This is a genomic window from Pseudomonas sp. RW407 (assembly GCF_003176655.1).
In the GTDB taxonomy this organism is placed as follows: Bacteria; Pseudomonadota; Gammaproteobacteria; order Pseudomonadales; family Pseudomonadaceae; genus Pseudomonas; species Pseudomonas delhiensis.
Genome location: NZ_QGSL01000107.1, coordinates 1924160 through 1948840, shown reverse-complemented (window position 1 = coordinate 1948840; position 24681 = coordinate 1924160). Strand labels below are relative to the sequence as shown.

At 68.7% G+C, this 24681-nt stretch carries 27 protein-coding genes; 15 read left to right on the top strand and 12 right to left on the bottom strand.

Annotated features, from left to right (window positions below; all coding sequences use genetic code 11):
- Nucleotides 1–2: 2 nt before the first annotated feature.
- From glcF to DK254_RS32860, 8 genes are all read left to right on the top strand, one after another.
- Nucleotides 3–1229 (top strand): glycolate oxidase subunit GlcF, encoded by a 1227-nt coding sequence (gene glcF / locus DK254_RS32900; protein ID WP_109937175.1) that lies wholly within the window; start codon nt 3–5, stop codon nt 1227–1229.
- A gap of 4 nt (nt 1230–1233) precedes the next feature.
- On the top strand, nt 1234–1635 hold the full coding sequence (locus tag DK254_RS32895) for a heme-binding protein (protein WP_089390729.1): 402 nt from the start codon (nt 1234–1236) through the stop codon (nt 1633–1635).
- Nucleotides 1636–1664: 29 nt separating this feature from the next.
- Nucleotides 1665–3842 carry a malate synthase G gene (locus DK254_RS32890; protein WP_109937174.1) on the top strand — a complete coding sequence of 726 codons (2178 nt, stop codon included), beginning with the start codon at nt 1665–1667 and terminating at the stop codon, nt 3840–3842.
- A 446-nt stretch (nt 3843–4288) separates the two neighbouring features.
- Nucleotides 4289–4456, top strand: coding sequence for a rubredoxin (locus DK254_RS32885; protein ID WP_009614173.1), 168 nt, complete (start codon nt 4289–4291; stop codon nt 4454–4456).
- Nucleotides 4457–4630: 174 nt separating this feature from the next.
- Nucleotides 4631–4798 carry a rubredoxin gene (locus tag DK254_RS32880; RefSeq protein WP_009614171.1) on the top strand — a complete coding sequence of 56 codons (168 nt, stop codon included), beginning with the start codon at nt 4631–4633 and terminating at the stop codon, nt 4796–4798.
- Between the two features lie 72 nt (nt 4799–4870).
- Nucleotides 4871–6025: an NAD(P)/FAD-dependent oxidoreductase gene (locus tag DK254_RS32875; protein WP_109937173.1), complete on the top strand. Its 1155-nt coding sequence runs from the start codon at nt 4871–4873 to the stop codon at nt 6023–6025.
- 197 nt (nt 6026–6222) lie between these two features.
- Complete coding sequence (locus DK254_RS32865) at nt 6223–6495, top strand: HU family DNA-binding protein (protein WP_009614168.1); 273 nt, start codon at nt 6223–6225, stop codon at nt 6493–6495.
- A 137-nt stretch (nt 6496–6632) separates the two neighbouring features.
- A complete protein-coding gene (locus DK254_RS32860) occupies nt 6633–7037 on the top strand; it encodes a helicase (RefSeq protein ID WP_109937172.1) in 405 nt (134 codons plus the stop codon).
- Nucleotides 7038–7348: 311 nt separating this feature from the next.
- Here the strand turns inward: DK254_RS32860 and DK254_RS32855 are convergent, their stop codons facing one another.
- The 3 genes from DK254_RS32855 to DK254_RS32845 all read right to left on the bottom strand — a co-directional run bounded on the left by DK254_RS32855 (nt 7349) and on the right by DK254_RS32845 (nt 11847).
- On the bottom strand, nt 7349–8749 hold the full coding sequence (locus DK254_RS32855) for an aminoacyl-tRNA deacylase and HDOD domain-containing protein (RefSeq protein WP_109937171.1): 1401 nt from the start codon (nt 8747–8749) through the stop codon (nt 7349–7351).
- A gap of 93 nt (nt 8750–8842) precedes the next feature.
- Nucleotides 8843–10918 carry an ATP-dependent DNA helicase RecG gene (recG, locus tag DK254_RS32850; protein WP_089390734.1) on the bottom strand — a complete coding sequence of 692 codons (2076 nt, stop codon included), beginning with the start codon at nt 10916–10918 and terminating at the stop codon, nt 8843–8845.
- On the bottom strand, nt 10915–11847 hold the full coding sequence (locus tag DK254_RS32845; protein ID WP_089390735.1) for a hydrogen peroxide-inducible genes activator: 933 nt from the start codon (nt 11845–11847) through the stop codon (nt 10915–10917). The genes recG and DK254_RS32845 overlap by 4 nt, the downstream gene beginning before the upstream one ends.
- A gap of 94 nt (nt 11848–11941) precedes the next feature.
- Here DK254_RS32845 and DK254_RS32840 point away from each other — a divergent pair, with 94 nt between their 5' ends.
- The 3 genes from DK254_RS32840 (at nt 11942) to DK254_RS32830 (ending at nt 14292) form a co-directional block, all read left to right on the top strand.
- Complete coding sequence (locus DK254_RS32840; protein ID WP_109937170.1) at nt 11942–12799, top strand: NAD-dependent epimerase/dehydratase family protein; 858 nt, start codon at nt 11942–11944, stop codon at nt 12797–12799.
- Nucleotide 12800: 1 nt separating this feature from the next.
- Complete coding sequence (locus DK254_RS32835; protein ID WP_109937169.1) at nt 12801–13601, top strand: AraC family transcriptional regulator; 801 nt, start codon at nt 12801–12803, stop codon at nt 13599–13601.
- 67 nt (nt 13602–13668) lie between these two features.
- Nucleotides 13669–14292: a LysE family translocator gene (locus DK254_RS32830; protein WP_109937168.1), complete on the top strand. Its 624-nt coding sequence runs from the start codon at nt 13669–13671 to the stop codon at nt 14290–14292.
- Nucleotides 14293–14320: 28 nt separating this feature from the next.
- On the opposite strand, the gene DK254_RS32825 is transcribed toward DK254_RS32830, so the two are convergent.
- The 6 genes from DK254_RS32825 to DK254_RS32800 all read right to left on the bottom strand — a co-directional run bounded on the left by DK254_RS32825 (nt 14321) and on the right by DK254_RS32800 (nt 19576).
- Nucleotides 14321–15052, bottom strand: coding sequence for a hypothetical protein (locus DK254_RS32825; protein WP_109937167.1), 732 nt, complete (start codon nt 15050–15052; stop codon nt 14321–14323).
- Between the two features lie 70 nt (nt 15053–15122).
- On the bottom strand, nt 15123–15503 hold the full coding sequence (locus DK254_RS32820; RefSeq protein ID WP_089390740.1) for a RidA family protein: 381 nt from the start codon (nt 15501–15503) through the stop codon (nt 15123–15125).
- 24 nt (nt 15504–15527) lie between these two features.
- Nucleotides 15528–17639, bottom strand: a complete 2112-nt coding sequence (gene spoT / locus DK254_RS32815) for a bifunctional GTP diphosphokinase/guanosine-3',5'-bis pyrophosphate 3'-pyrophosphohydrolase (protein ID WP_109937166.1) — start codon at nt 17637–17639, stop codon at nt 15528–15530.
- A gap of 54 nt (nt 17640–17693) precedes the next feature.
- Complete coding sequence (gene rpoZ, locus DK254_RS32810) at nt 17694–17960, bottom strand: DNA-directed RNA polymerase subunit omega (protein WP_009614145.1); 267 nt, start codon at nt 17958–17960, stop codon at nt 17694–17696.
- Between the two features lie 90 nt (nt 17961–18050).
- On the bottom strand, nt 18051–18671 hold the full coding sequence (gene gmk, locus DK254_RS32805) for a guanylate kinase (RefSeq protein ID WP_109937165.1): 621 nt from the start codon (nt 18669–18671) through the stop codon (nt 18051–18053).
- 41 nt (nt 18672–18712) lie between these two features.
- The gene (locus DK254_RS32800) at nt 18713–19576 is read right to left on the bottom strand and encodes a YicC/YloC family endoribonuclease (RefSeq protein WP_109937164.1); all 864 of its coding nucleotides are present in this window, start codon (nt 19574–19576) and stop codon (nt 18713–18715) included.
- A 305-nt stretch (nt 19577–19881) separates the two neighbouring features.
- Here DK254_RS32800 and rph point away from each other — a divergent pair, with 305 nt between their 5' ends.
- Nucleotides 19882–20601 carry a ribonuclease PH gene (gene rph / locus DK254_RS32795; protein ID WP_089390743.1) on the top strand — a complete coding sequence of 240 codons (720 nt, stop codon included), beginning with the start codon at nt 19882–19884 and terminating at the stop codon, nt 20599–20601.
- A 16-nt stretch (nt 20602–20617) separates the two neighbouring features.
- Nucleotides 20618–20980, top strand: coding sequence for a DUF4870 domain-containing protein (locus tag DK254_RS32790; RefSeq protein WP_109937163.1), 363 nt, complete (start codon nt 20618–20620; stop codon nt 20978–20980).
- Nucleotides 20981–21084: 104 nt separating this feature from the next.
- Here DK254_RS32790 and DK254_RS32785 read toward each other — a convergent pair whose 3' ends face one another.
- A complete protein-coding gene (locus DK254_RS32785) occupies nt 21085–21864 on the bottom strand; it encodes an exodeoxyribonuclease III (RefSeq protein WP_009614136.1) in 780 nt (259 codons plus the stop codon).
- A gap of 81 nt (nt 21865–21945) precedes the next feature.
- Here DK254_RS32785 and pyrE point away from each other — a divergent pair, with 81 nt between their 5' ends.
- Complete coding sequence (gene pyrE / locus DK254_RS32780; protein WP_109937162.1) at nt 21946–22587, top strand: orotate phosphoribosyltransferase; 642 nt, start codon at nt 21946–21948, stop codon at nt 22585–22587.
- 18 nt (nt 22588–22605) lie between these two features.
- Complete coding sequence (locus DK254_RS32775; RefSeq protein ID WP_109937161.1) at nt 22606–23244, top strand: DUF4124 domain-containing protein; 639 nt, start codon at nt 22606–22608, stop codon at nt 23242–23244.
- Nucleotides 23245–23248: 4 nt separating this feature from the next.
- Here DK254_RS32775 and DK254_RS32770 read toward each other — a convergent pair whose 3' ends face one another.
- Nucleotides 23249–23692: a thioesterase family protein gene (locus DK254_RS32770; RefSeq protein ID WP_089390747.1), complete on the bottom strand. Its 444-nt coding sequence runs from the start codon at nt 23690–23692 to the stop codon at nt 23249–23251.
- A gap of 57 nt (nt 23693–23749) precedes the next feature.
- Nucleotides 23750–24658 carry an acetylglutamate kinase gene (argB, locus tag DK254_RS32765; protein ID WP_089390748.1) on the bottom strand — a complete coding sequence of 303 codons (909 nt, stop codon included), beginning with the start codon at nt 24656–24658 and terminating at the stop codon, nt 23750–23752.
- Between the last annotated feature and the right edge of the window lie 23 nt (nt 24659–24681).

The window sequence follows — 24681 nt, the reverse complement described above, 5'->3', positions numbered from 1 at the left end:
CTATGCAGACCAACCTGAGCGAAGCGGCCAAACGCCTGGCCCACGCCGAGGAAGCCGAACGCATCCTGCGCAGCTGCGTGCACTGCGGCTTCTGCAACGCCACCTGCCCGACCTACCAGGAGCTGGGCGACGAACTGGACGGCCCGCGCGGGCGCATCTACCTGATCAAGCAGTTCCTCGAACAGGACGAGGTCAGCGAGAAAACCCAGGAACACCTGGACCGCTGCCTGACCTGCCGCAACTGCGAAACCACCTGCCCCTCGGGCGTGGAATACCACAAGCTGCTGGACATCGGCCGCGCCGCCATCGAAGTGCGCGTGCCGCGGCCGCTGGGCGAGCGCCTGCTGCGCGGCGGCCTGCGCGCCATCGTGCCGCGCCCGGCGCTGTTCAAGGCGCTGGTGAACACCGGCGAGGCGCTGCGGCCGATCCTTCCCGTGGCGCTGCGCAGTCACCTGCCGCGGGCCATAGCCCCGGCCGGTGTGCGCCCGGCGGAGCGCCACAAGCGCCGCGTGCTGATGCTCGAAGGCTGCGTGCAGCCGGCGCTGTCGCCGAACACCAACTCGGCCACCGCGCGGGTGCTGGACCGCCTCGGCATCAGCATCGCCACGGCCGCCCAGGCCGGCTGCTGCGGCGCCGTGGACTACCACCTCAACGCCCAGGACACCGGCCTCGACCGCGCCCGGCGCAACATCGACGCCTGGTGGCCGGCTATCGAGAACGGCGCCGAGGCCATCGTGCAGACCGCCAGCGGCTGCGGCGCCTTCGTCAAGGAATACGCCTACCTGCTGCGCGACGACCCGCAGTACGCGGCCAAGGCCCGGCGTGTCAGCGAACTGGCCAAGGACCTGGTCGAGGTGATCCGCGCAGAACCCCTGGAAAACCTCGGCCTGCACTGCGACCAGACCCTGGCCTTCCACTGCCCCTGCACCCTGCAGCACGCGCAGAAGCTCGGTGGCGCCGTCGAGGCGGTGCTCAAGCGCCTGGGCTTCAACCTCACCGCGGTGCCCGACAGCCACCTCTGCTGCGGCTCGGCCGGCACCTATTCACTGACCCAGCCGAAGCTCTCGCACCAGTTGCGCGACAACAAGCTGGACGCCCTGGAAAGCGGTCGGCCCGACCTGATCGCTACCGCCAACATCGGCTGCCAGACCCACCTCGACGGCGCCGGACGCACCCCCGTCCGGCACTGGATCGAGCTGGTCGACCACGCCCTCACCACCGGAAGCTGACGCCATGCAAAGCAAAGCCGTACTGACCCAGGGCGAAGTCGCCCGCATCCTCGCCGCCGCCCGCGCCGAAGCCCAGGCCAACCAATGGGCGGTGGCCATCGTCGTGGTCGACGACGGCGGCCACCCGCTGGCCCTGGAACGCCTCGACGGCTGCGCGCCGGTCGGCGCCTACATCGCCACCGAGAAAGCCCGCAGCGCCGCCCTCGGCCGCCGCGAGACGCGCCTGTACGAGGAAATGATCAACAACGGCCGCACCGCCTTCCTTTCCGCCCCGGTGCTGCAGGGCACCCTGGAAGGCGGCGTGCCGGTGATCCACGAGGGCCAGGTGGTCGGCGCGGTCGGCGTGTCCGGCGTGCAGGCCGCCCAGGACGCCCAGGTGGCGAAGGCCGGCGTGGCCGCGCTCTGAGCACTCGACGAACACAGGAGAACCTTGCGATGACCCAACGAATCACCCGCCAGCGCCTGCAGGTCGCCGACGTGCTGCAACGCTTCATCGAGGACGAGGCCCTGCCGGGCACCGGCGTGCAGGTCGAAGCGTTCTGGCAGGGCTTCGACGCCCTGGTCCACGAGCTGGCGCCGAAGAACCGCGCGCTGCTCGCCGAGCGCGACCGCCTGCAGACCGAGCTGGACAACTGGCACCGCGCCCACCCCGGCCCGATCCAGGACATGCCGGCCTACCGCGCCTTCCTCGAATCCATCGGCTACCTGCTGCCGGCGCCCGCCTCGGTGCAGGCCAGCACCGCCAACGTCGACACCGAGATCACCCAGCAATCCGGCCCGCAGCTGGTGGTGCCGGTGATGAACGCGCGCTACGCGCTGAATGCCGCCAACGCCCGCTGGGGCTCGCTGTACGACGCGCTCTACGGCACCGACGCGATCAGCGAGGACGACGGCGCCGAGAAGGGCAAGGGCTACAACCCGCGCCGCGGCGAGAAGGTCATCGCCTTCGCCCGCGCCTTCCTCGATCAGGCCGCGCCGCTGGCCCGGGGCAGCCACGCCGACGCCACCGCCTACCGCATCGAGCAGGGCCAGCTGCGCGTGACCCTGGAGGATGGCAGTGTCGCCGGCCTGGCCCAGCCGGAGAAATTCGTCGGCTACCAGGGCGAGCCGCTGGCGCCCAAGGCCGTGCTGCTGAAGAACAACGGCCTGCACTTCGACATCCAGATCGACTCCACCAGCCCCATCGGCCAGACCGACGCCGCCGGCGTGAAGGACGTGCTGGTCGAGGCCGCGCTGAGCACCATCCTCGACTGCGAGGACTCGGTCGCCGCGGTGGACGCCGAGGACAAGACCCTGGTCTACCGCAACCTGCTGGGCCTGATGAAGGGCGACCTCAGCGAAGCGGTGGAGAAGGGCGGGCAGAGCTTCGTCCGGCGCATGAGCGCCGACCGCCAGTACACCGCCGCCGACGGCTCGGCGCTGACCTTGCACGGCCGCTCGCTGCTGTTCATCCGCAACGTCGGCCACCTGATGACCACCCCGGCGATCCTCGACGAGAGCGGCGCGGAAATCCCCGAGGGCATCATGGACGCGGTGCTCACCGGCCTGGTGGCGATCCACGACCTGCAGCGCAAGGGCAACTCGCGCACCGGCAGCGTCTACATCGTCAAGCCGAAGATGCACGGCCCGCTTGAGGTGGCCTTCGCCGACGAACTGTTCGGCCGCGTCGAGGACGTCCTGGGCCTGCCGCGCAACACCCTGAAGATGGGCATCATGGACGAGGAGCGGCGCACCAGCGTCAACCTCCAGGCCTGCATCGGCGCGGCCAGCGCGCGGGTGGTGTTCATCAACACCGGCTTCCTCGACCGCACCGGCGACGAGATGCACAGCGCCATGGAAGCCGGCCCGATGCTGCGCAAGGGCGACATGAAGGGCACGAAATGGATCGCCGCCTACGAGCGCAACAACGTGCTGGTCGGCCTGGCCTGCGGCCTGCGTGGCCGCGCGCAGATCGGCAAGGGCATGTGGGCCATGCCGGACCTGATGGCGGCCATGCTCGAACAGAAGATCGGCCACCCGAAATCCGGCGCCACCACCGCCTGGGTGCCGTCGCCCACCGCCGCCACCCTGCACGCGCTGCACTACCACCAGGTGGACGTGCAGGCGGTACAGGGCGAGCTGCAGCAGGTCGACCTGGCCAGCGTGCGCGACGAGTTGCTGAACGACCTGCTGAGCATCCCGGTGGCCGCGTCCGCCGACTGGAGCGCCGAGGCCCGCCAGGAGGAGCTGGACAACAACTGCCAGGGCATCCTCGGCTACGTGGTGCGCTGGGTCGAGCAGGGCGTGGGCTGCTCCAAGGTGCCGGACATCCACGACGTGGGGCTGATGGAAGACCGCGCCACCCTGCGCATCTCCAGCCAGCACATCGCCAACTGGCTGCACCACGGCGTGGTGCCCGAGGCCCAGGTGCGCGAGACACTGGCGCGCATGGCCAAGGTGGTCGACGAGCAGAACGCCGGCGACCCGGCCTACCGCCCGATGGCCGCGGACTACCAGGGCTCGGCGGCCTTCCAGGCGGCCAGCGACCTGGTCTTCAAGGGCCGCGAGCAGCCCAGCGGCTACACCGAGCCGCTGCTGCACGCCTGGCGCCTGCGCTACAAGGCGCAGCACTGAGGCTGCCCTTGTAGGTGTAGGAGCGAGCTTGCTCGCGAACGGGGCTCACCCGAGGCTTCGGTGTCCTGCTGTGACTCCGCTCCCTCTCCCTAACCCTCTCCCTGAAGGGAGAGGGGACCGTTCGGCGTGCTCGGATATTTCAGAGTCAGCCGGCAGCTCTGCAGTTTCCGGCTGAAACCATTCCTTCTCTCGGCACGGGCTAGCCCCCTCTCCCTTCAGGGAGAGGGCTGGGGAGAGGGACTCTTCAGGACGCGCACCAACCCCAGCCGGCAGAACACCGTTCGCGAGCAAGCCCGCTCCTACGAAAAGCCAACCCCCCACCCACGCACCACCCATCTTTGGTTGGCCCTGAATGAGCGCCCAACCGCCCGGCGGCGTCTTGGCGCACGCCGGGAATTGCGTTAGCGTGCGGCCGCAACCGTGGTAACCCGCCCGAGGGGTAGACAATGAAAAAGTGGCAATGCGTAGTCTGCGGACTCATCTACGACGAATCCCAAGGCTGGCCGGAAGAGGGCATCGCAGCGGGCACCCGCTGGGAAGACGTGCCCGAGGACTGGCTGTGCCCGGACTGCGGCGTCGGCAAGCTGGACTTCGAGATGATCGAGATCGGCTGAGCCGTCCCGGCATCCCTGCGAGCGGCGGCCAGTGGCCGCCGTTTTCGTGTCCGGCCCCGTGCTTGAGCGCTTCGCGCGGTTGGCCGCGCTGCCGCCGGGCGGCGGCGACCCTGCCCTTGGCGGGGGGCGGAAAAGTGCGCTAGGTTGCCCTGGCAACCCGCAGGAGGTTCGACGATGCGCAAGTGGCAATGCGTGGTCTGTGGCTTCATCTACGACGAGGCCCTCGGCCTGCCCGAGGAGGGCATCGCCCCCGGCACCCGCTGGGAAGACATTCCCGCCGACTGGGTCTGCCCCGACTGCGGCGTGGGCAAGATCGACTTCGAGATGATCGAGATCGCCTGACAGGCCCCGCGAAACCCTGAATTCCACCGAGCCGGCCAGGGCCGCTCGGTCCCGTTCGATGTGGAGAATCCAATGAGCGAGAACGCACCGCTGGTGATCATCGGCACCGGCCTGGCCGGCTACAACCTGGCGCGCGAATGGCGCAAGCTGGACGCGGAAACCCCACTGCTGCTGATCACCGCCGACGACGGCCGCTCCTACTCCAAGCCGATGCTCTCCACCGGCTTCTCCAAGAACAAGGACGCCGACGGCCTGGCCATGGCCGAGCCGGGCGCCATGGCCGAGCAGCTGAAGGCGCGCATCCTTACCCACACCCGCGTCACCGGCATCGACCCGGGGCACAAGCGCATCTGGATCGGCGAGGAGCAGGTCGAGTACCGCGACCTGGTGCTGGCCTGGGGCGCCGAGACCATCCGCGTGCCGGTGCAGGGCGACGCCCTGGACGCCATCTTCCCGATCAACGACCTGGAGGACTACGCGCGCTTCCGCGCCGCGGCCGCCGGCAAGCGCCGCGTGCTGCTGCTGGGTGCCGGCCTGATCGGCTGCGAGTTCGCCAACGACCTGTCCGCCGGCGGCTACCGGATCGACGTGGTCGCGCCCTGCGAGCAGGTCATGCCCGGCCTGCTGCATCCCGCCGCCGCGGCGGCCGTGCAGGCCGGCCTGGAAGGCCTGGGCGTGCGCTTCCACCTGGGCCCGGTGCTCAACCGCCTGGAGCGCGCCGGCGAAGCCCTGGAGGCGCACCTGTCGGACGGCCAGGTGATCCCCTGCGACCTGGTGGTCTCGGCCGTCGGCCTGCGCCCGCGCATCGACCTGGCCGCCGAGGCGGGCCTGGAGGTCAACCGCGGCGTGGTGGTGAACCGCGAGCTGCGCACCTCCCACGCCAACATCTACGCCCTGGGCGACTGCGCCGAGGTCGACGGCCTCAACCTGCTCTACGTGATGCCGCTGATGAACTGCGCCCGCGCCCTGGCCCAGACCCTGGCGGGCAAGCCGACGGCGGTGGCCTACGGCCCCATGCCGGTCACCGTGAAGACCCCGGTGTGCCCGCTGGTGGTCTCGCCGCCGCCGCGCGGCAGCGATGGCCAGTGGCTCGTGGAAGGCTCTGGCGCGGACCTCAAGGTGCTGTGCCGGGATACCGCCGGTCGCTTGCTCGGTTACGCCCTGACCGGCGCGGCAGTCGGTGAAAAACTCTCGCTGAACAAGGAGTTGCCGGCACTTCTGGCTTGAAAGTCCTCGGTTATGGCGTTTCCGTCATGGGAATGTATCCGCAAATTGTCTGACGATACTGGCGTACCCGCTTGCGGCGTGCCATCCTCCCCCCGTCTGCCGCAGCCTAGAGCCTGTAGGGCCTGGGCCGCGGTGCCTTAGGCGCTGTTGGGAAGACAGCACGGACACAAAAACAACAAACCGTCAAAGAGGCATCTATGCGTAAACCAGAACTCGCCGCCGCGATCGCCGAAAAGGCCGACCTCACCAAAGAACAAGCCAACAAGGTGCTGAACGCGCTGCTGGATGAGATCACCGGCGCGCTGAACCGCAAAGACAGCGTCACCCTCGTTGGTTTCGGCACCTTCATCCAGCGCCACCGTGGCGCCCGCACCGGCAAGAACCCGCAGACCGGCCAGCCGGTGAAGATCAAGGCCAGCAATACCGTCGCCTTCAAGCCGGGCAAGGCCCTGAAGGACGCTGTCAACTAAGGCTGTTCCCAGCCCCGGAGCCCATGCGGCTCCGGGCTACCAAACGGTTACATTTCCCTTCGAAAGTACGGATGTAGTCCTTTCTCGATCCCGCTACAATGCGCAGCCATCTGTCTCGAACGCGTCGAGGTCTGTGCATGAAATTCCGTCTTCTGTTGTGGTTCCTCGGCCGTATGATGGCCAGGTCCTCGCGCGACAACCCGGCCTTCCGCAAGCAGCTCGAAGGCAAGGACCTGGTGTTCCAGCTGCACAGCCTGGACGGCAAGGTCGCCCGCCACTACATCGTCCACGACCAACGCGTCAGCGCCCGCCGCGGCGTGCACCCGCAGCCGGCCTTCGCCATCGGCTTCCGCGACAGCGCCTACGGCTTCGCCACCCTCACCTCGAAGAACCCGCAGCTGGCCTTCATGCAGGGCATCCAGAACAAGGACATCCAGATCCAGGGCAACCCGGCGCTGGTGATCTGGTTCCAGGGCCTGGTGAAGTACCTCAAGCCGAAGAAGAAGGCCGCGGCCAAGGCGGTGGAGAAAGAAGCGGCCTAAGGCCATGCCCCTGTAGGCGCGCGCCCTGCGCGCGAATCGCGGACGGAGTCCGCTCCTACGGTTCACCATGAAGCACGGTATCCCCCTGTAGGAGCGGACCTTGTCCGCGATAGCCGGAACCACCGGCGTGGATCACGGATGAGATCCGCTCCTACGCTGCGCCACCCACACCGCTCCCATGTAGGAGCGCGCCCTGCGCGCGAAATCGCGGGCAGGGCCCGCTCCTACAGGTCTGTCCGCAATGGCCAATGGCGGACACGAAAAAGCCGCTTCCCCGAAAGGAGGCGGCTTTTTTCATTTCCGCAGCCAGATCAGTGCGGGCTGTTCATCTGCGAGGCCAGCTCGCGCAGCACGGCTTCGGCGTCCAGTACCTTGCGCACCGCGTCCTCGGCCCTTTCCCGGGGGATGTCCAGGCGGTCGAGCAGGGCCTGTGGCACGCCCTGCTGCGGGCCGCTGCCGATGCCGTTCTGGCGCAGCAGGCGGGTGGCCAGGCACACCAGGTTGGCGTAGGCGGCGTTGGGGCCGGCGTAGTCCGGGTCGTGCTGGAAGCGCAGGGCGGTGTAGATCTCTTCCGGCATGTCCCAGGCGCGCATCAGCCAGGCGCCGATCTGCTCGCGGGTGATGCCCAGCAGGTGCTGCTCCACCAGGTCGTGGGGCACGTGGGGGTTGACCTCCAGGTGGCGGCAGATCAGCGAGAAGTGCGGCGGGAAGATGTGCGCCAGGACCAGGTAGCCGATGCTGTGCAGCAGCCCGCCGAGGTAGGTCAGGCCGGCTTCCGGGCGTTCGGCGCGGGGCACGGCGCGGGTCAGGCCCTCGATCACCGCGGCGGTGTAGATCGCCTGCTGCCAGTAGGGCGTGGCGTGCTGCGGCTGGTCCTTGGGCAGGCTCAGGGTCTTGCCCAGGGCCAGGCCGAGGGCCAGGTTGATCACCAGGTCGAAGCCCAGCACGCGGACGATGGCGTCTTCCACCGAGCGGATCTTGCCCGGCGCGGCGTAGTAGGGCGAGGCGGCCCAGCTGACCACCTGGGCGGCCAGCGCCGGGTCGGTCTCGACCACGCCGGTGATGTCGTCCACGGTGGCGTTGGGGTCCACCCGCAGCTTGATGATCTTCTGCGCGGTCTTGGGCAGCGGCGGGATCTCGATGGTCTCTTCCAGGCGCTGCTGGATGCGCCGCGCGGTGAAGGCCTGCACCGCCTGGGTGATCTCGGCGCGGTCGTCGTTGGGGCGGTCGAGGTTCGGCCGGATCTGCTCCAGGGGCACGCCGAAGCGCGCCGCGCTGGCCTTCTCCAGCAGCTGGCGGAAGTCGCCGGTGGCGATCTCCAGCAGGGTGCCGGGGTTGCCGGACTCGATCAGCAGCTGCGGCTCCTGCAGCAGGCGCTCGTCGTACAGGCAGGGCGAGCTGGTCAGCGGCGGCAGCGCCGGCAGGCGGCTGAGCTGGTGCTTGCCGAGCATGCGTTCCAGGCGCTCGGGCTTGATCGCCAGCAGCTTGCGCCCGGTCAGTTCGGTGAGGCGGTTGAGGTCCAGCAACTGGTTCTGCGGGAAGAGCACCAGCAGGGTGCCCACCGAGTCTTCCAGCAGGCTCGCCTGCACGCGGCGCGCGCTCGGCAGTGGGTCGCTGTCGGGCAGCTCGCGGCAGGGCACGCCGAGGCGGCCGAGCAACTGGAGGATGACCGAGGGGGCGGGGAGGGCTTCGGCGAGTGCGGCTTCGCTCATGGGCTTTGTGATCCGGTTAGCAACTGCTGCCGGGAGTATACCCAGCGGCTGTTCGTGACTGGCCAGTCATCCGACCGGTGAAATTGAAGCGGGTCACACTTGGCCGTATTGCTGGCCGTGTCGGAGCCAGCGCTCCAGCAGCGGGCCGACGTGCTGCGGCCAGCGCGCCAGCAGGGCCTGGGCGGCGTCGCGCACCGCCGGCAGCAGGTCGGCGTCGCGCATCAGGTCCGCGACCTTGAACTGTAGCAGACCGGTCTGCCGCGTCCCGAGCATCTCGCCGGGGCCGCGCAGCTCCAGGTCGCGCTCGGCGATGACGAAGCCGTCGCAGGTCTCGCGCATGATCGCCAGGCGCTCGCGGCCGATCTGCGACAGCGGCGGGTGGTAGAGCAGCACGCAGTGGCTCGCCGCGCTGCCCCGGCCGACGCGCCCGCGCAGCTGGTGCAGCTGGGCCAGGCCGAGGCGCTCGGGGTTCTCGATGATCATCAGGCTGGCGTTGGGCACGTCCACGCCGACCTCGATCACCGTGGTCGCCACCAGCAGCTGCAGCAGGCCTTCCTTGAAGGCTTCCATCACCGTGGCCTTCTCCGCCGGCTTCATGCGCCCGTGGATCAGGCCCACGCGCAGCTCGCCGAGGGCCGAGGCGAGTTCCTCGTAGGTGGTCTCGGCGGCCTGGCAGGTGAGTTCCTCGGATTCCTCGATCAGCGTGCACACCCAGTAGGCCTGGCGGCCTTCGCGGCAGGCGGCGCGGACGCGCTCGATCACCTCGATGCGGCGGCTGTCGGCGACCAGCACGGTGTTCACCGGGGTGCGCCCGGGCGGCAGCTCGTCGAGGATCGAGGTGTCCAGGTCGGCGTAGGCGCTCATCGCCAGGGTCCGCGGGATGGGCGTGGCGGTCATGATCAGCTGGTGCGGGCAGAGCCGGCCGTCGACGCCCTTCTGGCGCAGGGCCAGGCGCTGCTGCACGCCGAAGCGGTGCTGCTCGTCGATGATCACCAGGGCCAGGCGCCTGAACTTCACCTCGTCCTGGAACAGCGCGTGGGTGCCGACCACCATGGGCACGCCGGCGGCGATCTGCTCCAGCGCGGCGGCGCGCGCCTTGCCCTTGAGCTTGCCGGCCAGCCAGGCGACCTCGATGCCCAGCGGCTGCATCCATTTGCTGAAGTTGAGGTAGTGCTGCTCGGCGAGGATTTCCGTGGGCGCCATCAGCGCCACCTGGTAGCCGGCCTCCAGGGCCTGCAGCGCGGCCAGGGCGGCGACCACCGTCTTGCCGGCGCCGACGTCGCCCTGCACCAGGCGCAGCATGGGTTCGGGCTGCGCCAGGTCGTAGGCGATCTCGGCGCCCACGCGCTGCTGCGCGCCGGTGGGGGCGAAGCCTAGGTTGGCCAGGAAGCGCTGCGGCAGTTTCTTCGCCGGCGGCAGTTCGGGCGCGTGCTGGGCGCGCAGGCTCTCGCGCAGGCGCTGCAGCGACAGCTGGTGCGTCAGCAGTTCCTCGAAGGCCAGGCGGTGCTGGGCCCAGTGGCGGCCCTCGGCCAGTTCTTCCAGGTTGGCGTCCGGCGGCGGCCGGTGCAGGTAGCGGATGGCCTCGTCGAGGGGCGCCAGGCGGTAGTCGCGGGCCAGCTCCTCGGGCAGCCAGTCGGGCAGGCTGTTCGGCCCCAGACGCGCCAGGGCCTGCTGGCTGAGGGTGCGCAGGCGCTGCTGGGTGAGGCCCTCGGTGGTCGGGTAGATGGGCGTCAGGGTCTGTTCCACCGGGGCCGGCGTGGCGTCGTTCAGCGCGCGGTACTCGGGGTGGTAGATCTCCAGGCCCGAGGCGCCGGGGCGGGCTTCGCCGTAGCAGCGCAGGTGGGTGCCGCGCTTGAGGCCTTCCTTCTGCGCCTGGCTGAAGTGGTAGAAGCGCAGGCTCAGGGTGCCGCTGCCGTCCTGCAGGCGCACCAGCAGGCTGCGGCGCTTGCCCATGACCACGTCGGCGCCGGAGACCACGCCCTCGACCACCGCGTCCTGGCCCGGGCGCAGCGCGCCTATGGGGGTGACGCGGGTGCGGTCCTGGTAGCGCAGCGGCAGGTGGAAGAGGATGTCCTGGAGGTTCTCCAGGCCCACCCGCGCCAGCTTTTCCTCCAGCGCGGCGCCGACGCCCTTGAGCGCCGTGACCGGGACGTTGGCCAGCTCGGTCATGCCGGTTGGGCGTCGCCCTTGGCGGTCGGCCGGGCCACCGAGCACAGGCGGATGGAGTCGGCCAGCACCTCGATGGCGCGCGGCCGCGGGAAGCTGGCGCGCCAGGCGATGGCCACGGTGCGCAGCGGCGCCGGCGCGGTGAACGGGCGGATCTCGATCACCCCGGGGGCATAGTGGTGGCTGTCCACCGCCGAGAACGGCAGCACCGACACGCCCAGGCCGGAGGCGACCATGTGGCGGATGGTCTCCAGCGAGCTGGATTCCACGGTGGTGTGGCGGTTCTCCTCGCCCTTGCGGGTGGTCGGGCAGGCTTCCAGCACCTGGTCGCGGAAGCAGTGGCCCTCGCCGAGCAGCAGCAGGCTCTTGTCGTTGAGCATCTCGGCGTCGATGGTCTGCCGGGCGGTCCAGGGGTGGTCGGCCGGCATCAGCACGTAGAAGGGCTCGTCGAACAGCGGCAGGGTGAGGACGTCGGCCTCCTGGAACGGCAGGGCGATGATGATCGCGTCCAGCTCGCCGGTGCGCAGCTTGTCGCGCAGGATGTGGGTGAAGTTCTCCTCGATGTACAGCGGCATCTGCGGCGCCACCCGGTGCAGCTGCGGGATCAGGTGCGGGAACAGGTAGGGGCCGATGGTGTAGATGGCGCCGACCTTCAGCGGCGAGGTCAGCTGGTTCTTGCCGGCCTGGGCCAGTTCGCGGATGCCCTGGGCCTGCTCCAGCACCTTCTGCGCCTGGGCGACGATGCCTTCGCCCACCGGGGTGAGGCGCACCGCGCTCTTGCTGCGCTCGAAGATCAGCACGCCGAGCTCGTCCTCGAGCTTCTTCACGCCGACCGACAGGGTCGGCTGGCTGACGTGGCAGCGCTCGGCGGCGCGGCCGAAATGCTGCTCCTGGGCGAGCGTGACGATGTAGCGCAGTTCGGTGAGGGTCATGGCGACTAATCCGTTGAGTTGGGCCAAGCATAGCGGCTGCGCGGTTGCGAACCAACCGCGCTAAACTCCGGGGCCCTGTCTTTAGGAGGCGAAGATGCCTGCGAATGTTCTGATCGCCGGTTGCGGCGACGTCGGCAGCCGCCTCGGCCGCCAGTTGGCCGCCGATGGCTGGCGCGTGTACGGGCTGCGCCGCGATATCACCGCGCTGCCCGCGGGCATCCTGCCGGTGGCCGGCGACCTGGGCGGCGTCGACTGCCCGCCGGCCTGGCCCGAGGGCGAACTGGACTACCTGGTGTACGCCGCCGCCGCTACCCAGCATGACGAGGCCGGCTACCGCGCCGCCTACGTCGAGGGCCTGCGCCACTGCCTGGGCTGGCTGCGCCAGCGCGGGCAGCGGCCGAAACGGCTGCTGTTCGTCTCCAGCAGCGGCGTCTATGCCCAGGCGGACGGCGAGTGGATCGACGAGACCTCGCCGGCCGAGGCGCAGCAGTATTCGGGGCGGGTCATGCTGGAGGCCGAGCGCGTGGCGCTGGACAGCGACATCCCCGCGAGCGTGGTGCGCCTGACCGGCATCTACGGCCCCGGCCGCGAGTGGCTGCTCAGGCAGGTGCGCGAAGGCTACCGGGTGGCCGTCGAGCCGCCGCTGTACGCCAACCGCATCCACGCCGAGGACGCCGCCGGGCTGCTGGCCTGCCTGCTGCGCGCCGATGCCGCGGGCAAGCGCCTGGAAGACTGCTACATCGGCGTGGACGATGCCCCGGCGCCGCTGGCCGAGGTGCTGGACTACCTGCGCGGGCTCATGGGCGTCGCGCATTGGGCGGACGAGCAGAGCGTGCGCCGCACCGGCAGCAAGCGCTGCAGCAACGCCCGCGCCAGGGCGCTGGGCTGGGTGCCGCGCTACCCGAGCTACCGCGAGGGCTACGCCGCCATCCTCGCCGGGCGCGAGGACTGAAGTGGACGCCAACCGGCTGCTGGCGCGCCCCTGGCTGCCCGGGGTGGAGCTGTTCCACGCGGACTTCTCCGGCCAGCCGTTCGGCCGCCACAGCCACGACGCCTTCGCCATCGGCGCCATCCTCCAGGGCGCCGGCGGCTACCAGTGCCGTGGCGCGCGCCACGTGCTGCCGGCCGGCACCCTGTCGCTGATGAACCCGGAGGAGCCGCACACCGGCAATGCCGAAAGCGAGCGCCTGGTCTACCGCATGCTCTACATCGAGGAATCGCGGCTGCTGCCGCTGCTGGGGCGCAAGCAGCTGCCGCGCGGCTTCCAGGAACTGAACCCGGGCGACGACGGCCGTGTCGCGGCTTCCCTGACGCGGGTGGCCGGGGAATTCGAGCGCAACGACGCACTGGGCCTGGAGAGCGAGCTGCTGGCATTGCTGGAGCTGGTCTTCGTGCGCCACGGCGGCATGCGCCCAGCGGCACCGGCGAGCCGCGACGGCGGCGTCACCGCGCGGCTGCGCGACTATCTGGAAGGCCACTACCGCCAGGCGGTGAGCCTGGAGCAGCTGGCCGCCCTGGTGCAGCGTCACCCGCGCCACCTGATCGAGAGCTTCCGCCGCGCCTACGGCGTGCCGCCGCACACCTACCTGCTGCAGCGCCGGGTGCGCGAGGCCAAGCGCCTGCTGGTGGAGGGCGCCACGCCCATCGAGGCGGCGCTGGAGCTGGGCTTCTGCGACCAGGCGCATTTCTCCACTACCTTCCGCCGCTTCACCGGGGTCACCCCGGGGCGTTTCCGCAGCGCCACGCGCACCTGAGTTTCCTACAAGACCGCCGCCGCGACGCCTGGCCAGACTGGCTTCCCGCCACTTCCGGGAGAACGCCATGTTCGCCGCCTTCGCGCTGGTCGCCAGCACCCACTTCGCCGCCCTGCTGTCGCCGGGGCCGGACTTCTTCCTGCTGATCCGCGCCGCCCTGCTGCGCGGCCGCCGCCACGCCGACGGCTGTGCCAGCGGCATCGCCCTGGCCAACCTGGCGAGCATGGGGCTGGTGCTGCTGGTCCTCGGCCAGTTGCCCGACCTGGCGAACCACGGCCTGCGGGCGGTGCAGCTGCTGGGCGGGGCCTACTTCGTCTGGCTGGGCGCCCAGGCCGTGCTGGCCCGGCGCGAACTGGAGATGCCGGGGGAATCCGCAGGGCAAGGCACCGGAGGCTTCTTCCGTGGCCTGCGCGAGGGCTTCCTGGCCAGCAGCCTGAACCCCAAGCTGCCGATCTTCTACACCGGGCTGTTCGGCGTGCTCGGGCCTTTCCACCTGCCAGCCTGGGCGCTCGGGGCGTGCGTGCTGTGGATGGGCGCGGTGGTGCTGCTCTGGGACCTGGCGCTGGTGCGCCTGCTCGACCGGCGGCGCTGGCGCGGCTGGCTGCAGCGCCGGGTGCGCACGCTGGACCGCGCCTGTGGCGCCCTGCTGCTGGCGCTGGGCGGCTGGTTGCTGTGGCTGGGCGTGCGCTGAAGGCGCCGCGCGGGGCGGCGCCGTGGGTTCAGTCGCGCTCCAGCAGCCAGACGCGCTTGCCCGGGGCGTATTCGGGCATCTCGTCGGCCTGGGCGCGGTTCACCGCTTCGAAGAGCTCCAGCTTGTCGTCCTCGCGCTGGAACAGGTACTCGCGGCCCTGGCGGCCCTGCTGCAGCCAGATGCTGTCGCTGTCGCCGCTCATGGCGGCGCAGTCGCCGGCCAGGCACAGGGCGTAGCGGTCGGCCCCGGGCATGCCCTCGACGCGGCCGTCGGCCTGGAAGGTCACCTTGGCGCCTTGGCCCTGGCCCTCCTGGATCACCCAGGTGCCCTTGAGGAAGCTGCCGTACAGGGCGCGCTGGAAGCTGGCGCCGATGGGCGCCTGGGCCTGCTGTTCGGGGCGGGCGAAGCGCTGTTCCGGCCAGTTCTCGCTGCCCACCTGCACCAGTTGCTTGCCGTCCACCGCCAGCGCTTCCTGCTTGCTGCCGTAGAAGGCCACCTGCCAGTGCTTCTTGTCCGCCGGGTCCTGGCTCAGCTGGCCTTCGCCCTGTTCGAAGCCGTTGCTGTAGGTGGCCTGCTGGTTCCGGGTGTCGAGCCGCCATTCCAGGTTGGGGCCGTAGGCCAGCAGCGCTTCGCGCAGCTTGCCGCTCTTGCTGGCGGCGTCGATGGCGGCCTGGTTGATCCAGGTGCCGGACGGATCGGGGGTGCCGGCGCAGCCGGTCAGCAGGCCAAGCAGGGCGCTCAGGACGAGGGCGCGACGCATGCGGGTGCTCCTTGCGGACGAACGGGGAAAAACGAACGGGGCCGCGAGGGCCCCGTTCGGGAGGAGAGGATCACTCCAGGACGACGATGGCGTCCATCTCGACCTGGGCGCCCTTGGGCAGGGCGGCCACGCCGATGGCGGCGCGCGCCGGGTAGGGCTGGGTGAAGTAGCGGCCCATGATCTCGTTGACCTTGGCGAAGTGCGACAGGTCGGTGAGGAAGATGTTCAGCTTGGCCACGTCGTGCAGGTAGCCGCCGGAGGCCTCGATCACCGCCTTGAGGTTCTCGAACACCTGCACGGTCTGCTCCTCGAAGCCCTCGACCAGCTCCATGGTCTGCGGGTTCAGCGGGATCTGGCCGGAGACGTAGACGGTGTTGCCGGCCTTGATCGCCTGGGAGTAGGTGCCGATGGCCGCGGGGGCCTTGTCGGTGTGGATAACGGTCTTGGTCATGTCGACTCCTTGCGAGGGGTGGGATCAGCTGCGCACGCGGGTGATCCGGACCACCCCCTTGAGCGCGCGCAGCTTCTTGATGACGCGGGCCAGGTGCACGCGGTCGTGCACGCTGACCACCAGTTGGACCACGCTGACGCGACCGTCGCGCTCGTCCATGCTGATCTTCTCGATGTTGCCGTCGGCGGCGTTGACGCTGGTCGCCAGCAAAGCGATCAGGCCGCGCTGGTGTTCCAGCTCGACGCGCAGCTCGACGTTGAACTCGCCGGTGACATCCTTGGCCCAGCTGAGCTGGATGCATTTTTCCGGGTTGTTGCGGATTTCGCTGATGTTCTTGCAGCTTTCCAGGTGCACCACCATGCCCTTGCCGGCCGACAGGTGGCCGACGATGGGGTCGCCGGGGATCGGCGTGCAGCACTTGGCGTAGCTCAGCACCAGGCCCTCGGTGCCGCGGATCGCCAGCGGCCCCTCGGCGTTGGTGGCGGCGGCGTTGCCTTCGCTGGAGAGCAGGCGGCGGGCGACCACGTAGGCCATGCGGTTGCCCAGGCCGATCTCTTCCAGCAGGTCCTCGAAGACCTCCATGCGGTACTCGTTGAGCACGCCCTGGATGCGTTCGGCGGGGATCTTCTCCAGGTGGCTGTCGAAGCCGGCGAGGGTCTTGTTCAGCAGGCGCTCGCCGAGGCTGATGGACTCGGAGCGGCGCTGCTGCTTGAGCGCATGGCGGATGTGCGTGCGCGCCTTGCCGGTGACCACGAAGTTGAGCCAGGCCGGGTTCGGCCGGGTGCCCGGCGCGGTGACGATCTCCACCGTCTGGCCGCTTTGCAGCGGCTCGGACAGCGGCGCCAGGCGGCGGTTGATGCGGCAGGCGATGCAGCTGTTGCCGACGTCTGTGTGCACCGCGTAGGCGAAGTCCACCGCCGTGGAGCCCTTGGGCAGCTCCATGATGCGGCCCTTGGGCGTGAAGATGTAGACCTCGTCCGGGAACAGGTCGATCTTCACGTTCTCGATGAATTCCAGCGAGTTGCCGGCGCGCTGCTGCAGTTCGAGGATGCCCTTGACCCACTGGCGGGCGCGGGCGTGGGTGCCTTTCTGCACCTCGTCCTCGTTGGACTTGTACAGCCAGTGCGCGGCGATGCCGTGGTTGGCCATCTCTTCCATCTCGCGGGTGCGGATCTGGATCTCGATGGGCACGCCGTGCATGCCGAACAGGGTGGTGTGCAGCGACTGGTAGCCGTTGGCCTTGGGAATCGCGATGTAGTCCTTGAAGCGGCCGGGGAACGGCTTGTACAGGTTGTGCACGGCGCCGAGCACGCGGTAGCAGGTGTCGACCTTGTCGACGATGATGCGGAAGGCGTAGACGTCCATGATCTCGTTGAACGCCTTGCGCTTGCCGCGCATCTTCTTGTAGATGCTGAACAGGTGCTTCTCGCGGCCCAGCACCTGGCCTTCCATGCCTTCGCGGGCGAGGCAGTTGACCAGCGATTCCTGGATCTTGCCGACGATCTCGCGGCGGTTGCCGCGGGCCTTCTTGACCGCCTGGCGGATGCGCTCGGAGCGCATCGGGTGCATGGCCTTGAAGCCCAGGTCCTCGAATTCCACGCGCATGCTGTGCATGCCCAGGCGGTTGGCGATGGGCGCGTAGATTTCCAGGGTTTCCTTGGCGATGCGCCGGCGCTTCTCGCCGGACAGCACTTCCAGGGTGCGCATGTTGTGCAGGCGGTCGGCCAGCTTGACCAGGATCACGCGGATGTCGCGGGCCATGGCCATGGCCATCTTCTGGAAGTTCTCGGCCTGGGCCTCGGCCTTGGACTCGAAGTTCATCTGGGTCAGCTTGCTGACCCCGTCCACCAGTTCCGAGACGGTCTCGCCGAACTGCGCGGTGAGCGCTTCCTTGGCGATGCCGGTGTCCTCGATCACGTCGTGCAGCATGGCCGCCATCAGGCTCTGATGGTCCATGTGCATGTCGGCGAGGATGTTGGCGACGGCGAGCGGATGGGTGACGTAGGCCTCGCCGCTGCGGCGGCGCTGCCCGTCATGGGCCTGCTCGGCGTAGTAGTACGCACGGCGGACCAGGTTGACCTGGTCCGGGCCGAGGTAGCTCGAGAGCCGGTCGGCGAAGGCGTCTATGCTCGGCAAGGCATCACCCCCTGCCGAGTGGACGGCGCCTGTGGTCGTCGGCCGGTCATCGAATTACAGGGCCTCGTTGTTGGCCTCGTCCTCGAAGGCGGCGAACAGCGGTTCTTCTTCAACCACGTCCTCCTGCTGAACGACTTCAGCATCGACCAGGCCGGAAGCGATCTCGCGCAGGGCGACCACGGTGGGCTTGTCGTTTTCCCAGGCTACCTTCGGCTCCTTGCCGCCGGTGGCCAGCTGGCGCGCGCGCTTGGTGGCGAGCATGACCAGCTCGAAACGGTTATCGACGTTGTCCAGGCAGTCTTCGACGGTGACGCGGGCCATGGTGTTCCTCGTTGCGGAAAAATGGAGCCCGGGTTTCCGGGCGGACTGAATAGTCTAAAAAATCGCCAATCTTTATGGAAGGGCCGTTTGTTATGCCGACGGCTGCAACAACTCGCCGAGCAACCGCTCGTGGCGCTTCTGCTGGGCGTCCTGGCGCAGCTGGCGGGCCCGGAAGATCGACTTGAGGTCTTCCAGAGCATGGGCGAAATCGTCGTTGATCACCAGATGATCGTACTCGACGTAGTGGCTCATTTCGTTGACGGCCTCGCGCATGCGCCGCTCGATCACCTCGTCGCTGTCCTGGCCGCGGTTGGTCAGGCGCTGGCGCAGGGCGTGCTGGCTCGGCGGGAGGATGAAGATCGACTGCGCGTGGGGCATCAGCCGGCGCACCTGCTGGGCGCCCTGCCAGTCGATCTCCAGGATCAGGTCGAGGCCTTCCTCGAGGGTCTTTTCCACCCAGCGCTGCGAGGTGCCGTAGAGGTTGCCGAAGACTTCCGCGTGCTCGAGGAACTCGTCGCGCTCGAGCATGGCGGTGAAAGTGTCACGGCCGACGAAATGGTAGTTCACCCCGTCCACCTCGCCCGGGCGCATGCCGCGGGTGGTGTGGGAGACCGAGACGCGCACGCTGGGCATGGCCTCGAGCAGCGACTTCACCAGGCTGGTCTTGCCGGCGCCGGAAGGAGCGGAAACGATGTAGAGGGTGCCGGACATGGCTGAATCCTGGGGCTATGGGTGGAAAGCGAGCGTGCGGCTCACTCGATATTCTGGACCTGCTCGCGCATCTGTTCGATGAGCACCTTGAGGTTCACCGCGGCCTGGGTCGAGCGCGGGTCGAAGGCCTTGGAGCCGAGGGTGTTGGCCTCGCGGTTGAGCTCCTGCATGAGGAAGTCCAGGCGGCGGCCGGCGGCGCCGCCGGCCTTGAGCACGCGGCGCACCTCGGCGACGTGGGTGCTCAGGCGGTCGAGTTCCTCGGCGACGTCGCTCTTCTGCGCCAGCAGGACCATTTCCTGCTCCAGGCGCTGCGGGTCGGCTTCCAGCTTCAGTTCGGCGAAGCGGTCGAGGATCTTCTGCCGCTGGTTGCCGAGCATCTGCGGCACCAGTTCACGCAGGTTGGCCACTTCTTCCTGCATGGCGCCCAGGCGCTCGTCGATGATCCGCGCAAGCTCGGCGCCTTCGCGGGCGCGGCCGGCCTTGAGCTCGTCCAGGGCCTGGCTGAAGGCGGCCATGGCCTCGGCGTTGAGCGCCTGCGGGTCGGCGGCGTCGCCCACCAGCACGCCCGGCCAGGCCAGCACGGCCAGCGGGTCGATCGGCGCCGGCTGCTTGATCAGCGCGGCCACGCCCTCGGCGGCGCCCACCAGTTGCGCGGCGCGCTCGCGGTCGACCTGCAGCGGCTTGCCGGCGGTGTCTTCGTTGAAGCGCAGGGTGCATTCCACCTTGCCGCGCGACAGGCCCTGGCGCAGCGCCTCGCGCACCGGGCCCTCGAGGTCGCGGAAGCTTTCCGGCAGGCGCAGGTTCGGCTCCAGGTAGCGGTGGTTCACCGAGCGCAGTTCCCAGCTCAGAGTCCCATTGGTCCCGGCCCGTTCGACGCGGGCGAAGGCGGTCATGCTGTGAACCATGGGGTTACCTCGTAGTGATTCGGCTGAGAGCCTGGTTACGACCTGCTGCGCGTCGGCATGACTGCGTTGAAAGCAGGCGAGTGATGCTCATTTAGCGGACTAAACTGCGCTCCCTCGCCTGCTTTCGCCTTGTCCTGCTCTAGCTCGCGAGATCGTAAACAGGCTCTGAAGCGATGAAATGTCATCGTGAACCGGCAATTGTACCCCAGCGCGGCGGGCCATCGCACGCCGGCGGTGGTTGCCGGCGGGCGCGGGCCTCTATAATGGCCGCCAGTATCCGTTCGAATCTCGCATAGGAAGTCTCGATGAACCGTCCCAGTGGCCGCGCCGCCGACCAGTTGCGCCCGATCCGCATCACCCGCCACTACACCAAGCATGCCGAAGGGTCGGTGCTGGTGGAGTTCGGCGACACCAAGGTGATCTGCACCGTCAGCGCCGAGGCCGGCGTGCCGCGCTTCCTCAAGGGCCAGGGGCAGGGCTGGCTGACCGCCGAGTACGGGATGCTGCCGCGCTCCACCGGCGAGCGCAACGCGCGCGAGGCCAGCCGCGGCAAGCAGGGCGGCCGCACCCTGGAGATCCAGCGCCTGATCGGCCGCTCGCTGCGCGCCGCGCTGGACCTGACCAAGCTGGGCGAGAACACCCTGTACATCGACTGCGACGTGATCCAGGCCGACGGCGGCACCCGCACCGCGTCCATCACCGGCGCCACCGTGGCGCTGATCGACGCCCTGGCGGTGCTGAAGAAGCGTGGCTCGCTCAAGGGCAACCCGCTCAAGCAGATGGTCGCCGCGGTGTCCGTGGGCATCTACCAGGGCGTGCCGGTGCTGGACCTGGACTACCTGGAGGACTCCGCCGCCGAGACCGACCTGAACGTGGTGATGACCGATGCCGGCGGCTTCATCGAGGTGCAGGGCACCGCCGAGGGCGAGCCGTTCCGCCCGGCCGAGCTGAACGCCATGCTGGAACTGGCGCAGCAGGGCATGCAGGAGCTGTTCGAGCTGCAGCGCGCCGCGCTGGCCGACTGACACGGGAGGGGCGGGGATGAACGACGAACTGCAGGTACGGCCGAGCCAGGAAGCACGGCAGTGGGCGATGTTCTGCCACTTCTCCGCCTTCCTCGGCCTGGTCTTCCCCTTCGGCAACCTGCTGGGCCCGCTGATCGTCTGGCAGATCAAGCGCGAGTCCGATCCCTTCGTCGACAGCCAGGGCAAGGAAGCGCTGAACTTCCAGATCACCGTCAGCCTGGCGATGCTGGTGAGCTTCTTCCTCTGCCTGCTGGTGATCGGCTTCCTGCTGCTGGCGCTGGTCTGCGCCGGCGCCCTGGTGCTGACGGTGATAGCGGGGGTCAAGGCCAACGAGGGCCGCGACTACCGCTATCCGTTCACCTGGAGGCCGATCAAATAGGCGGCAGGCTACAGGCGGCAGGCCACAGGCGAAAAGCGGTGGCCGGCGCGGGCTGGGCTCTTCGCTCCTGCCTGCAGCCTGCCGCCTGAAGCCTGCAGCTTGTTCTAGATGCTCAACGTCCAGTCGTAGTCGATGATCAGCGGCGCATGGCGCGAGAAGCGCGGCTGCCGCGGCAGCTTGGCGCTGCGCACGAAGCGGCGCAGACCCGGGGTGAGGATCTGGTAGTCGAAGCGCCAGCCCAGGTTCAGCATCTCGGCCTGCTCGCTGTCCGGCCACCAGCTGTACTGGTCGCCTTCGCGGTTCACTTCGCGCAGGGCGTCGACGTAGCCCATGTTGCCGAACACCTCGTCCATCCAGCCGCGCTCGGGCGCGAGGAAGCCGGGCATCTGCTGGCACTCGCGCCAGTTCTTCACGTCCAGCTTGTTGTGGGCCAGGTACAGCGACCCACAATAGATGTACTCGCGGCGCTTGCGGCGCTGCTTGTTCAGGTAGGCGGCGAAGTCTTCCATGAACTTGAACTTCTGGTTCAGGTTCTCGTCACCCTCCTGCCCGCTCGGCAGCAGGATGCTGGCAATACTCACCTTATCGAAATCGGCTTGCAGGTAGCGCCCGTAACGATCGGCCATCTCGAAACCCAGCCCGCTTATGACGGCCTTGGGTTGCAGACGACTATAGATTGCGACGCCACCCTGGCTGGGCACTTCTGCATCGCAGGCGTACAGGAAGTAGCCGTCCAGCTGGTAGGACGGGTCATCCAGATCGAAAGCGGAGGCGCGGGTATCCTGCAAGCAGATCACGTCGGCATTCTGGGCTTGCAACCAGCTGAGCAATCCCCGCTCGGCTGCAGCCTGAATACCATTCACGTTCACACTGATGATCCGCATAAATGGCCCCCAAAATCACGTGTGTGTATGATACCCGAGCTCAAACGGTTTAGCTAAATTCATACCGGCCGGTTCTCTCCCATGCAGGCATATCAACGCGATTTCATTCGTTTCGCCATCGAGCGCGGTGTACTGCGCTTCGGTGAGTTCACCCTCAAGTCCGGGCGCACCAGCCCCTATTTCTTCAATGCCGGCCTGTTCAACAGTGGCCTGGCATTGGCCAGGCTGGGGCGCTTCTACGCCGCCGCGGTGGTCGACAGCGGCATCGATTTCGACGTCCTGTTCGGCCCGGCCTATAAAGGAATCCCGCTGGCTGCCGCTACAGCTGTGGCCCTGGCCGAGCAGCACGGCCGCGACCTGCCCTGGTGCTTCAACCGCAAGGAAGCCAAGGACCACGGCGAAGGCGGTACCCTGGTGGGCGCGCCGCTGGCCGGCCGGGTGCTGATCGTCGACGACGTGATCACCGCCGGCACCGCGATCCGCGAGGTCATGCAGATCATCGAGGCCCAGGGCGCCAGGGCGGCCGGCACGCTGATCGCGCTGAACCGCCAGGAGCGCGGCAAGGGCGAGCTGTCGGCGATCCAGGAAGTGGAGCGTGACTTCGGCATGCCGGTGGTCAGCATCGTGTCGCTGGAGCAGGTCCTCGAGTACCTGGCCGGCGACGCCGAGCTCAAGCGCCACCTGCCGGCGGTCGAGGCCTATCGCGCGCAGTACGGAATCTAACCAAACAGGGTGTCCGGCATGGCCAAGCAGGGTGCTTTTCGCCGTGGTGCATTGATCGGGTTGCTGGCCGTCGGGCTGGCTGGGCCGGTGCTGGCGGCGAATTCCGCCGGCAATCCCGCGTCCGGCGGCGCCGTCGAGATGTACCGCTACGTCAACGACAAGGGCGTGACCGTCATCGACCGCCTGGGCGTGCCGTCGCAGTACATCGGCAAGGGCTACGAGGTGCTCAACGAGCAGGGCCGGGTGGTCCGCGTGGTGCCGCCGGCGCCGACCGCGGAGGAAATCCAGCAGCGCAAGGCCGCTGCCGCCCAGGCCAGCTCGGATGCGCAGCTGCTGCGCCTGTATACCAGCGTCGAGGACGTCGACCGCGCCCGCGAGCGCAAGCTGGCCGAGCTGGATGGCCTGAGCAGCGTGGCCCGGGGCAACCTGCAGTCGGTGAAGACGCAGCAGGGCAACCTGCAGGCCCAGGCCGCCGACGCCGAGCGCGCCGGGCGCCAGGTGCCGCAGCAACTGGTCGAGCAACTGGGCAACCTGAAGGACGAGGAGCAGCGCCTGCTGCGCGACATCGCCCACTACCAGCAGCTGCGCGCCCAGGCCAAGGCCACCTTCGATGCCGACCGCGCGCGCCTGGCGCAATTGCTCGGCGCCTCCCGCTAGCCCGTCAGCTGGCGGGCAATCGCTCGAAAGCCGCGATCCGCTCGCGCAGCCAGTCCGGCAGGGGCTGGCTCTGCCGCTGGTCGTTGGCGTAGGCGTAGATCAGCTCGCCGAGGGTCAGCGGCTGTTCCTCGCACCAGATCGCCACCTGGAAGGTCAGGCTGCTGCGCCCCAGGCGCGCGACGCGCACGCCCATGTCCAGCCAGTCGTCGTAGCGCGCCGGGGCGAAGTACTCCAGGCTGCTCTTCACCGCGAACAGGTCGCCGCCGCCGCGCAGCAGGTCGGCCGGGTAGCGGATCTCCAGGTTGCGGTAGTACTCGGTGGTCGCCACGTCGGCATAGGTCAGGTAGTTGCCGTTGAAGACGATGCCTTGCGGGTCGACCTCCGACCAGCGCACGCGCAGGCCGTGGAAGAAGCGGAATTCGTGGCGTTCGGGGAAGACTGAAGGCATTGCGGCCTCCGGCAGGAAGAGGGGAACCGCCACGGCGGGCGCCGTGGCGGGCAGTGCTCAGTGACGCGGCTTGCGGTTGCTGATCAGGGTGCCGACGCCGCTGTCGGTGAAGATCTCCAGCAGCACGGCGTTGGGCACGCGGCCATCGATGATGTGCGCGCTGGTCACGCCGCCCTGCACCGCTTCCAGGGCGCAGCGGATCTTCGGCAGCATGCCGCCGTAGATGGTGCCGTCGGCGATCAGGCTATCCACCTGCTCGGTGGTCAGGCCGGTGAGCACCTGGCCCTGCTTGTCCATCAGGCCGGCAATGTTGGTCAGCAGCATCAGCTTCTCGGCCTTCAGCGCCTCGGCCACCTTGCCGGCCACAAGGTCGGCGTTGATGTTGTACGACTCGCCGTTGGCGCCCACGCCGATGGGCGCGATCACCGGGATGAAGTCGCCCTTGACCAGCATGTTCAGCAGCTCGGTGTTGACCCCGGTGACCTCGCCGACGTGGCCGATGTCGATGATCTCCGGCTTGGTCATCTCCGGGGTCTGGCGGGTGACGGTGAGCTTCTTCGCGCGGATCAGCTCGGCGTCCTTGCCGGTCAGGCCGATGGCGCTGCCGCCGTGGCGGTTGATCAGGTTGACGATGTCCTTGTTCACCTGGCCGCCGAGGACCATCTCCACCACGTCCATGGTCTGCGCGTCGGTGACGCGCATGCCGTCGATGAAGTGGCTCTCGATCGACAGCCGGTTGAGCAGGTCGCCGATCTGCGGGCCGCCGCCGTGCACCACCACCGGGTTGATGCCGACCGCCTTCATCAGCACCACGTCGCGGGCGAAGCTGTTCTTCAGCTCGTCGGTCTCCATGGCGTTGCCGCCGTACTTGATGACCAGCGTCTTGCCGACGAAACGGCGGATGTAGGGAAGCGCTTCGGCAAGGACGCGGGCTACCTGGGCTGCGTCATCGCGGCTCTGGGACATGGTGCTGGGCTCCGGCATGGTCA

What these genes read in the sequence shown, in the direction of transcription:
- DK254_RS32865 (WP_009614168.1), top strand. Translation starts at nt 6,223, where the DNA reads ATGCGTAAACCAGAACTCGCCGCCGCGATCGCCGAAAAGGCCGACCTC.
- DK254_RS32875 (WP_109937173.1), top strand. Translation starts at nt 4,871, where the DNA reads ATGAGCGAGAACGCACCGCTGGTGATCATCGGCACCGGCCTGGCCGGC.
- DK254_RS32830 (WP_109937168.1), top strand. Translation starts at nt 13,669, where the DNA reads ATGTTCGCCGCCTTCGCGCTGGTCGCCAGCACCCACTTCGCCGCCCTG.
- DK254_RS32855 (WP_109937171.1), bottom strand. Translation starts at nt 8,749, where the DNA reads ATGAGCGAAGCCGCACTCGCCGAAGCCCTCCCCGCCCCCTCGGTCATC.
- DK254_RS32895 (WP_089390729.1), top strand. Translation starts at nt 1,234, where the DNA reads ATGCAAAGCAAAGCCGTACTGACCCAGGGCGAAGTCGCCCGCATCCTC.
- DK254_RS32825 (WP_109937167.1), bottom strand. Translation starts at nt 15,052, where the DNA reads ATGCGTCGCGCCCTCGTCCTGAGCGCCCTGCTTGGCCTGCTGACCGGC.
- DK254_RS32770 (WP_089390747.1), bottom strand. Translation starts at nt 23,692, where the DNA reads ATGCCTTCAGTCTTCCCCGAACGCCACGAATTCCGCTTCTTCCACGGC.
- DK254_RS32820 (WP_089390740.1), bottom strand. Translation starts at nt 15,503, where the DNA reads ATGACCAAGACCGTTATCCACACCGACAAGGCCCCCGCGGCCATCGGC.
- recG (WP_089390734.1), bottom strand. Translation starts at nt 10,918, where the DNA reads ATGACCGAGCTGGCCAACGTCCCGGTCACGGCGCTCAAGGGCGTCGGC.
- argB (WP_089390748.1), bottom strand. Translation starts at nt 24,658, where the DNA reads ATGTCCCAGAGCCGCGATGACGCAGCCCAGGTAGCCCGCGTCCTTGCC.
- rph (WP_089390743.1), top strand. Translation starts at nt 19,882, where the DNA reads ATGAACCGTCCCAGTGGCCGCGCCGCCGACCAGTTGCGCCCGATCCGC.
- gmk (WP_109937165.1), bottom strand. Translation starts at nt 18,671, where the DNA reads ATGTCCGGCACCCTCTACATCGTTTCCGCTCCTTCCGGCGCCGGCAAG.
- glcF (WP_109937175.1), top strand. Translation starts at nt 3, where the DNA reads ATGCAGACCAACCTGAGCGAAGCGGCCAAACGCCTGGCCCACGCCGAG.
- DK254_RS32790 (WP_109937163.1), top strand. Translation starts at nt 20,618, where the DNA reads ATGAACGACGAACTGCAGGTACGGCCGAGCCAGGAAGCACGGCAGTGG.
- DK254_RS32785 (WP_009614136.1), bottom strand. Translation starts at nt 21,864, where the DNA reads ATGCGGATCATCAGTGTGAACGTGAATGGTATTCAGGCTGCAGCCGAG.
- DK254_RS32800 (WP_109937164.1), bottom strand. Translation starts at nt 19,576, where the DNA reads ATGGTTCACAGCATGACCGCCTTCGCCCGCGTCGAACGGGCCGGGACC.
- DK254_RS32845 (WP_089390735.1), bottom strand. Translation starts at nt 11,847, where the DNA reads ATGACCCTCACCGAACTGCGCTACATCGTCACGCTCGCCCAGGAGCAG.
- DK254_RS32840 (WP_109937170.1), top strand. Translation starts at nt 11,942, where the DNA reads ATGCCTGCGAATGTTCTGATCGCCGGTTGCGGCGACGTCGGCAGCCGC.
- DK254_RS32775 (WP_109937161.1), top strand. Translation starts at nt 22,606, where the DNA reads ATGGCCAAGCAGGGTGCTTTTCGCCGTGGTGCATTGATCGGGTTGCTG.
- DK254_RS32885 (WP_009614173.1), top strand. Translation starts at nt 4,289, where the DNA reads ATGAAAAAGTGGCAATGCGTAGTCTGCGGACTCATCTACGACGAATCC.
- DK254_RS32890 (WP_109937174.1), top strand. Translation starts at nt 1,665, where the DNA reads ATGACCCAACGAATCACCCGCCAGCGCCTGCAGGTCGCCGACGTGCTG.
- pyrE (WP_109937162.1), top strand. Translation starts at nt 21,946, where the DNA reads ATGCAGGCATATCAACGCGATTTCATTCGTTTCGCCATCGAGCGCGGT.
- rpoZ (WP_009614145.1), bottom strand. Translation starts at nt 17,960, where the DNA reads ATGGCCCGCGTCACCGTCGAAGACTGCCTGGACAACGTCGATAACCGT.
- DK254_RS32860 (WP_109937172.1), top strand. Translation starts at nt 6,633, where the DNA reads ATGAAATTCCGTCTTCTGTTGTGGTTCCTCGGCCGTATGATGGCCAGG.
- DK254_RS32880 (WP_009614171.1), top strand. Translation starts at nt 4,631, where the DNA reads ATGCGCAAGTGGCAATGCGTGGTCTGTGGCTTCATCTACGACGAGGCC.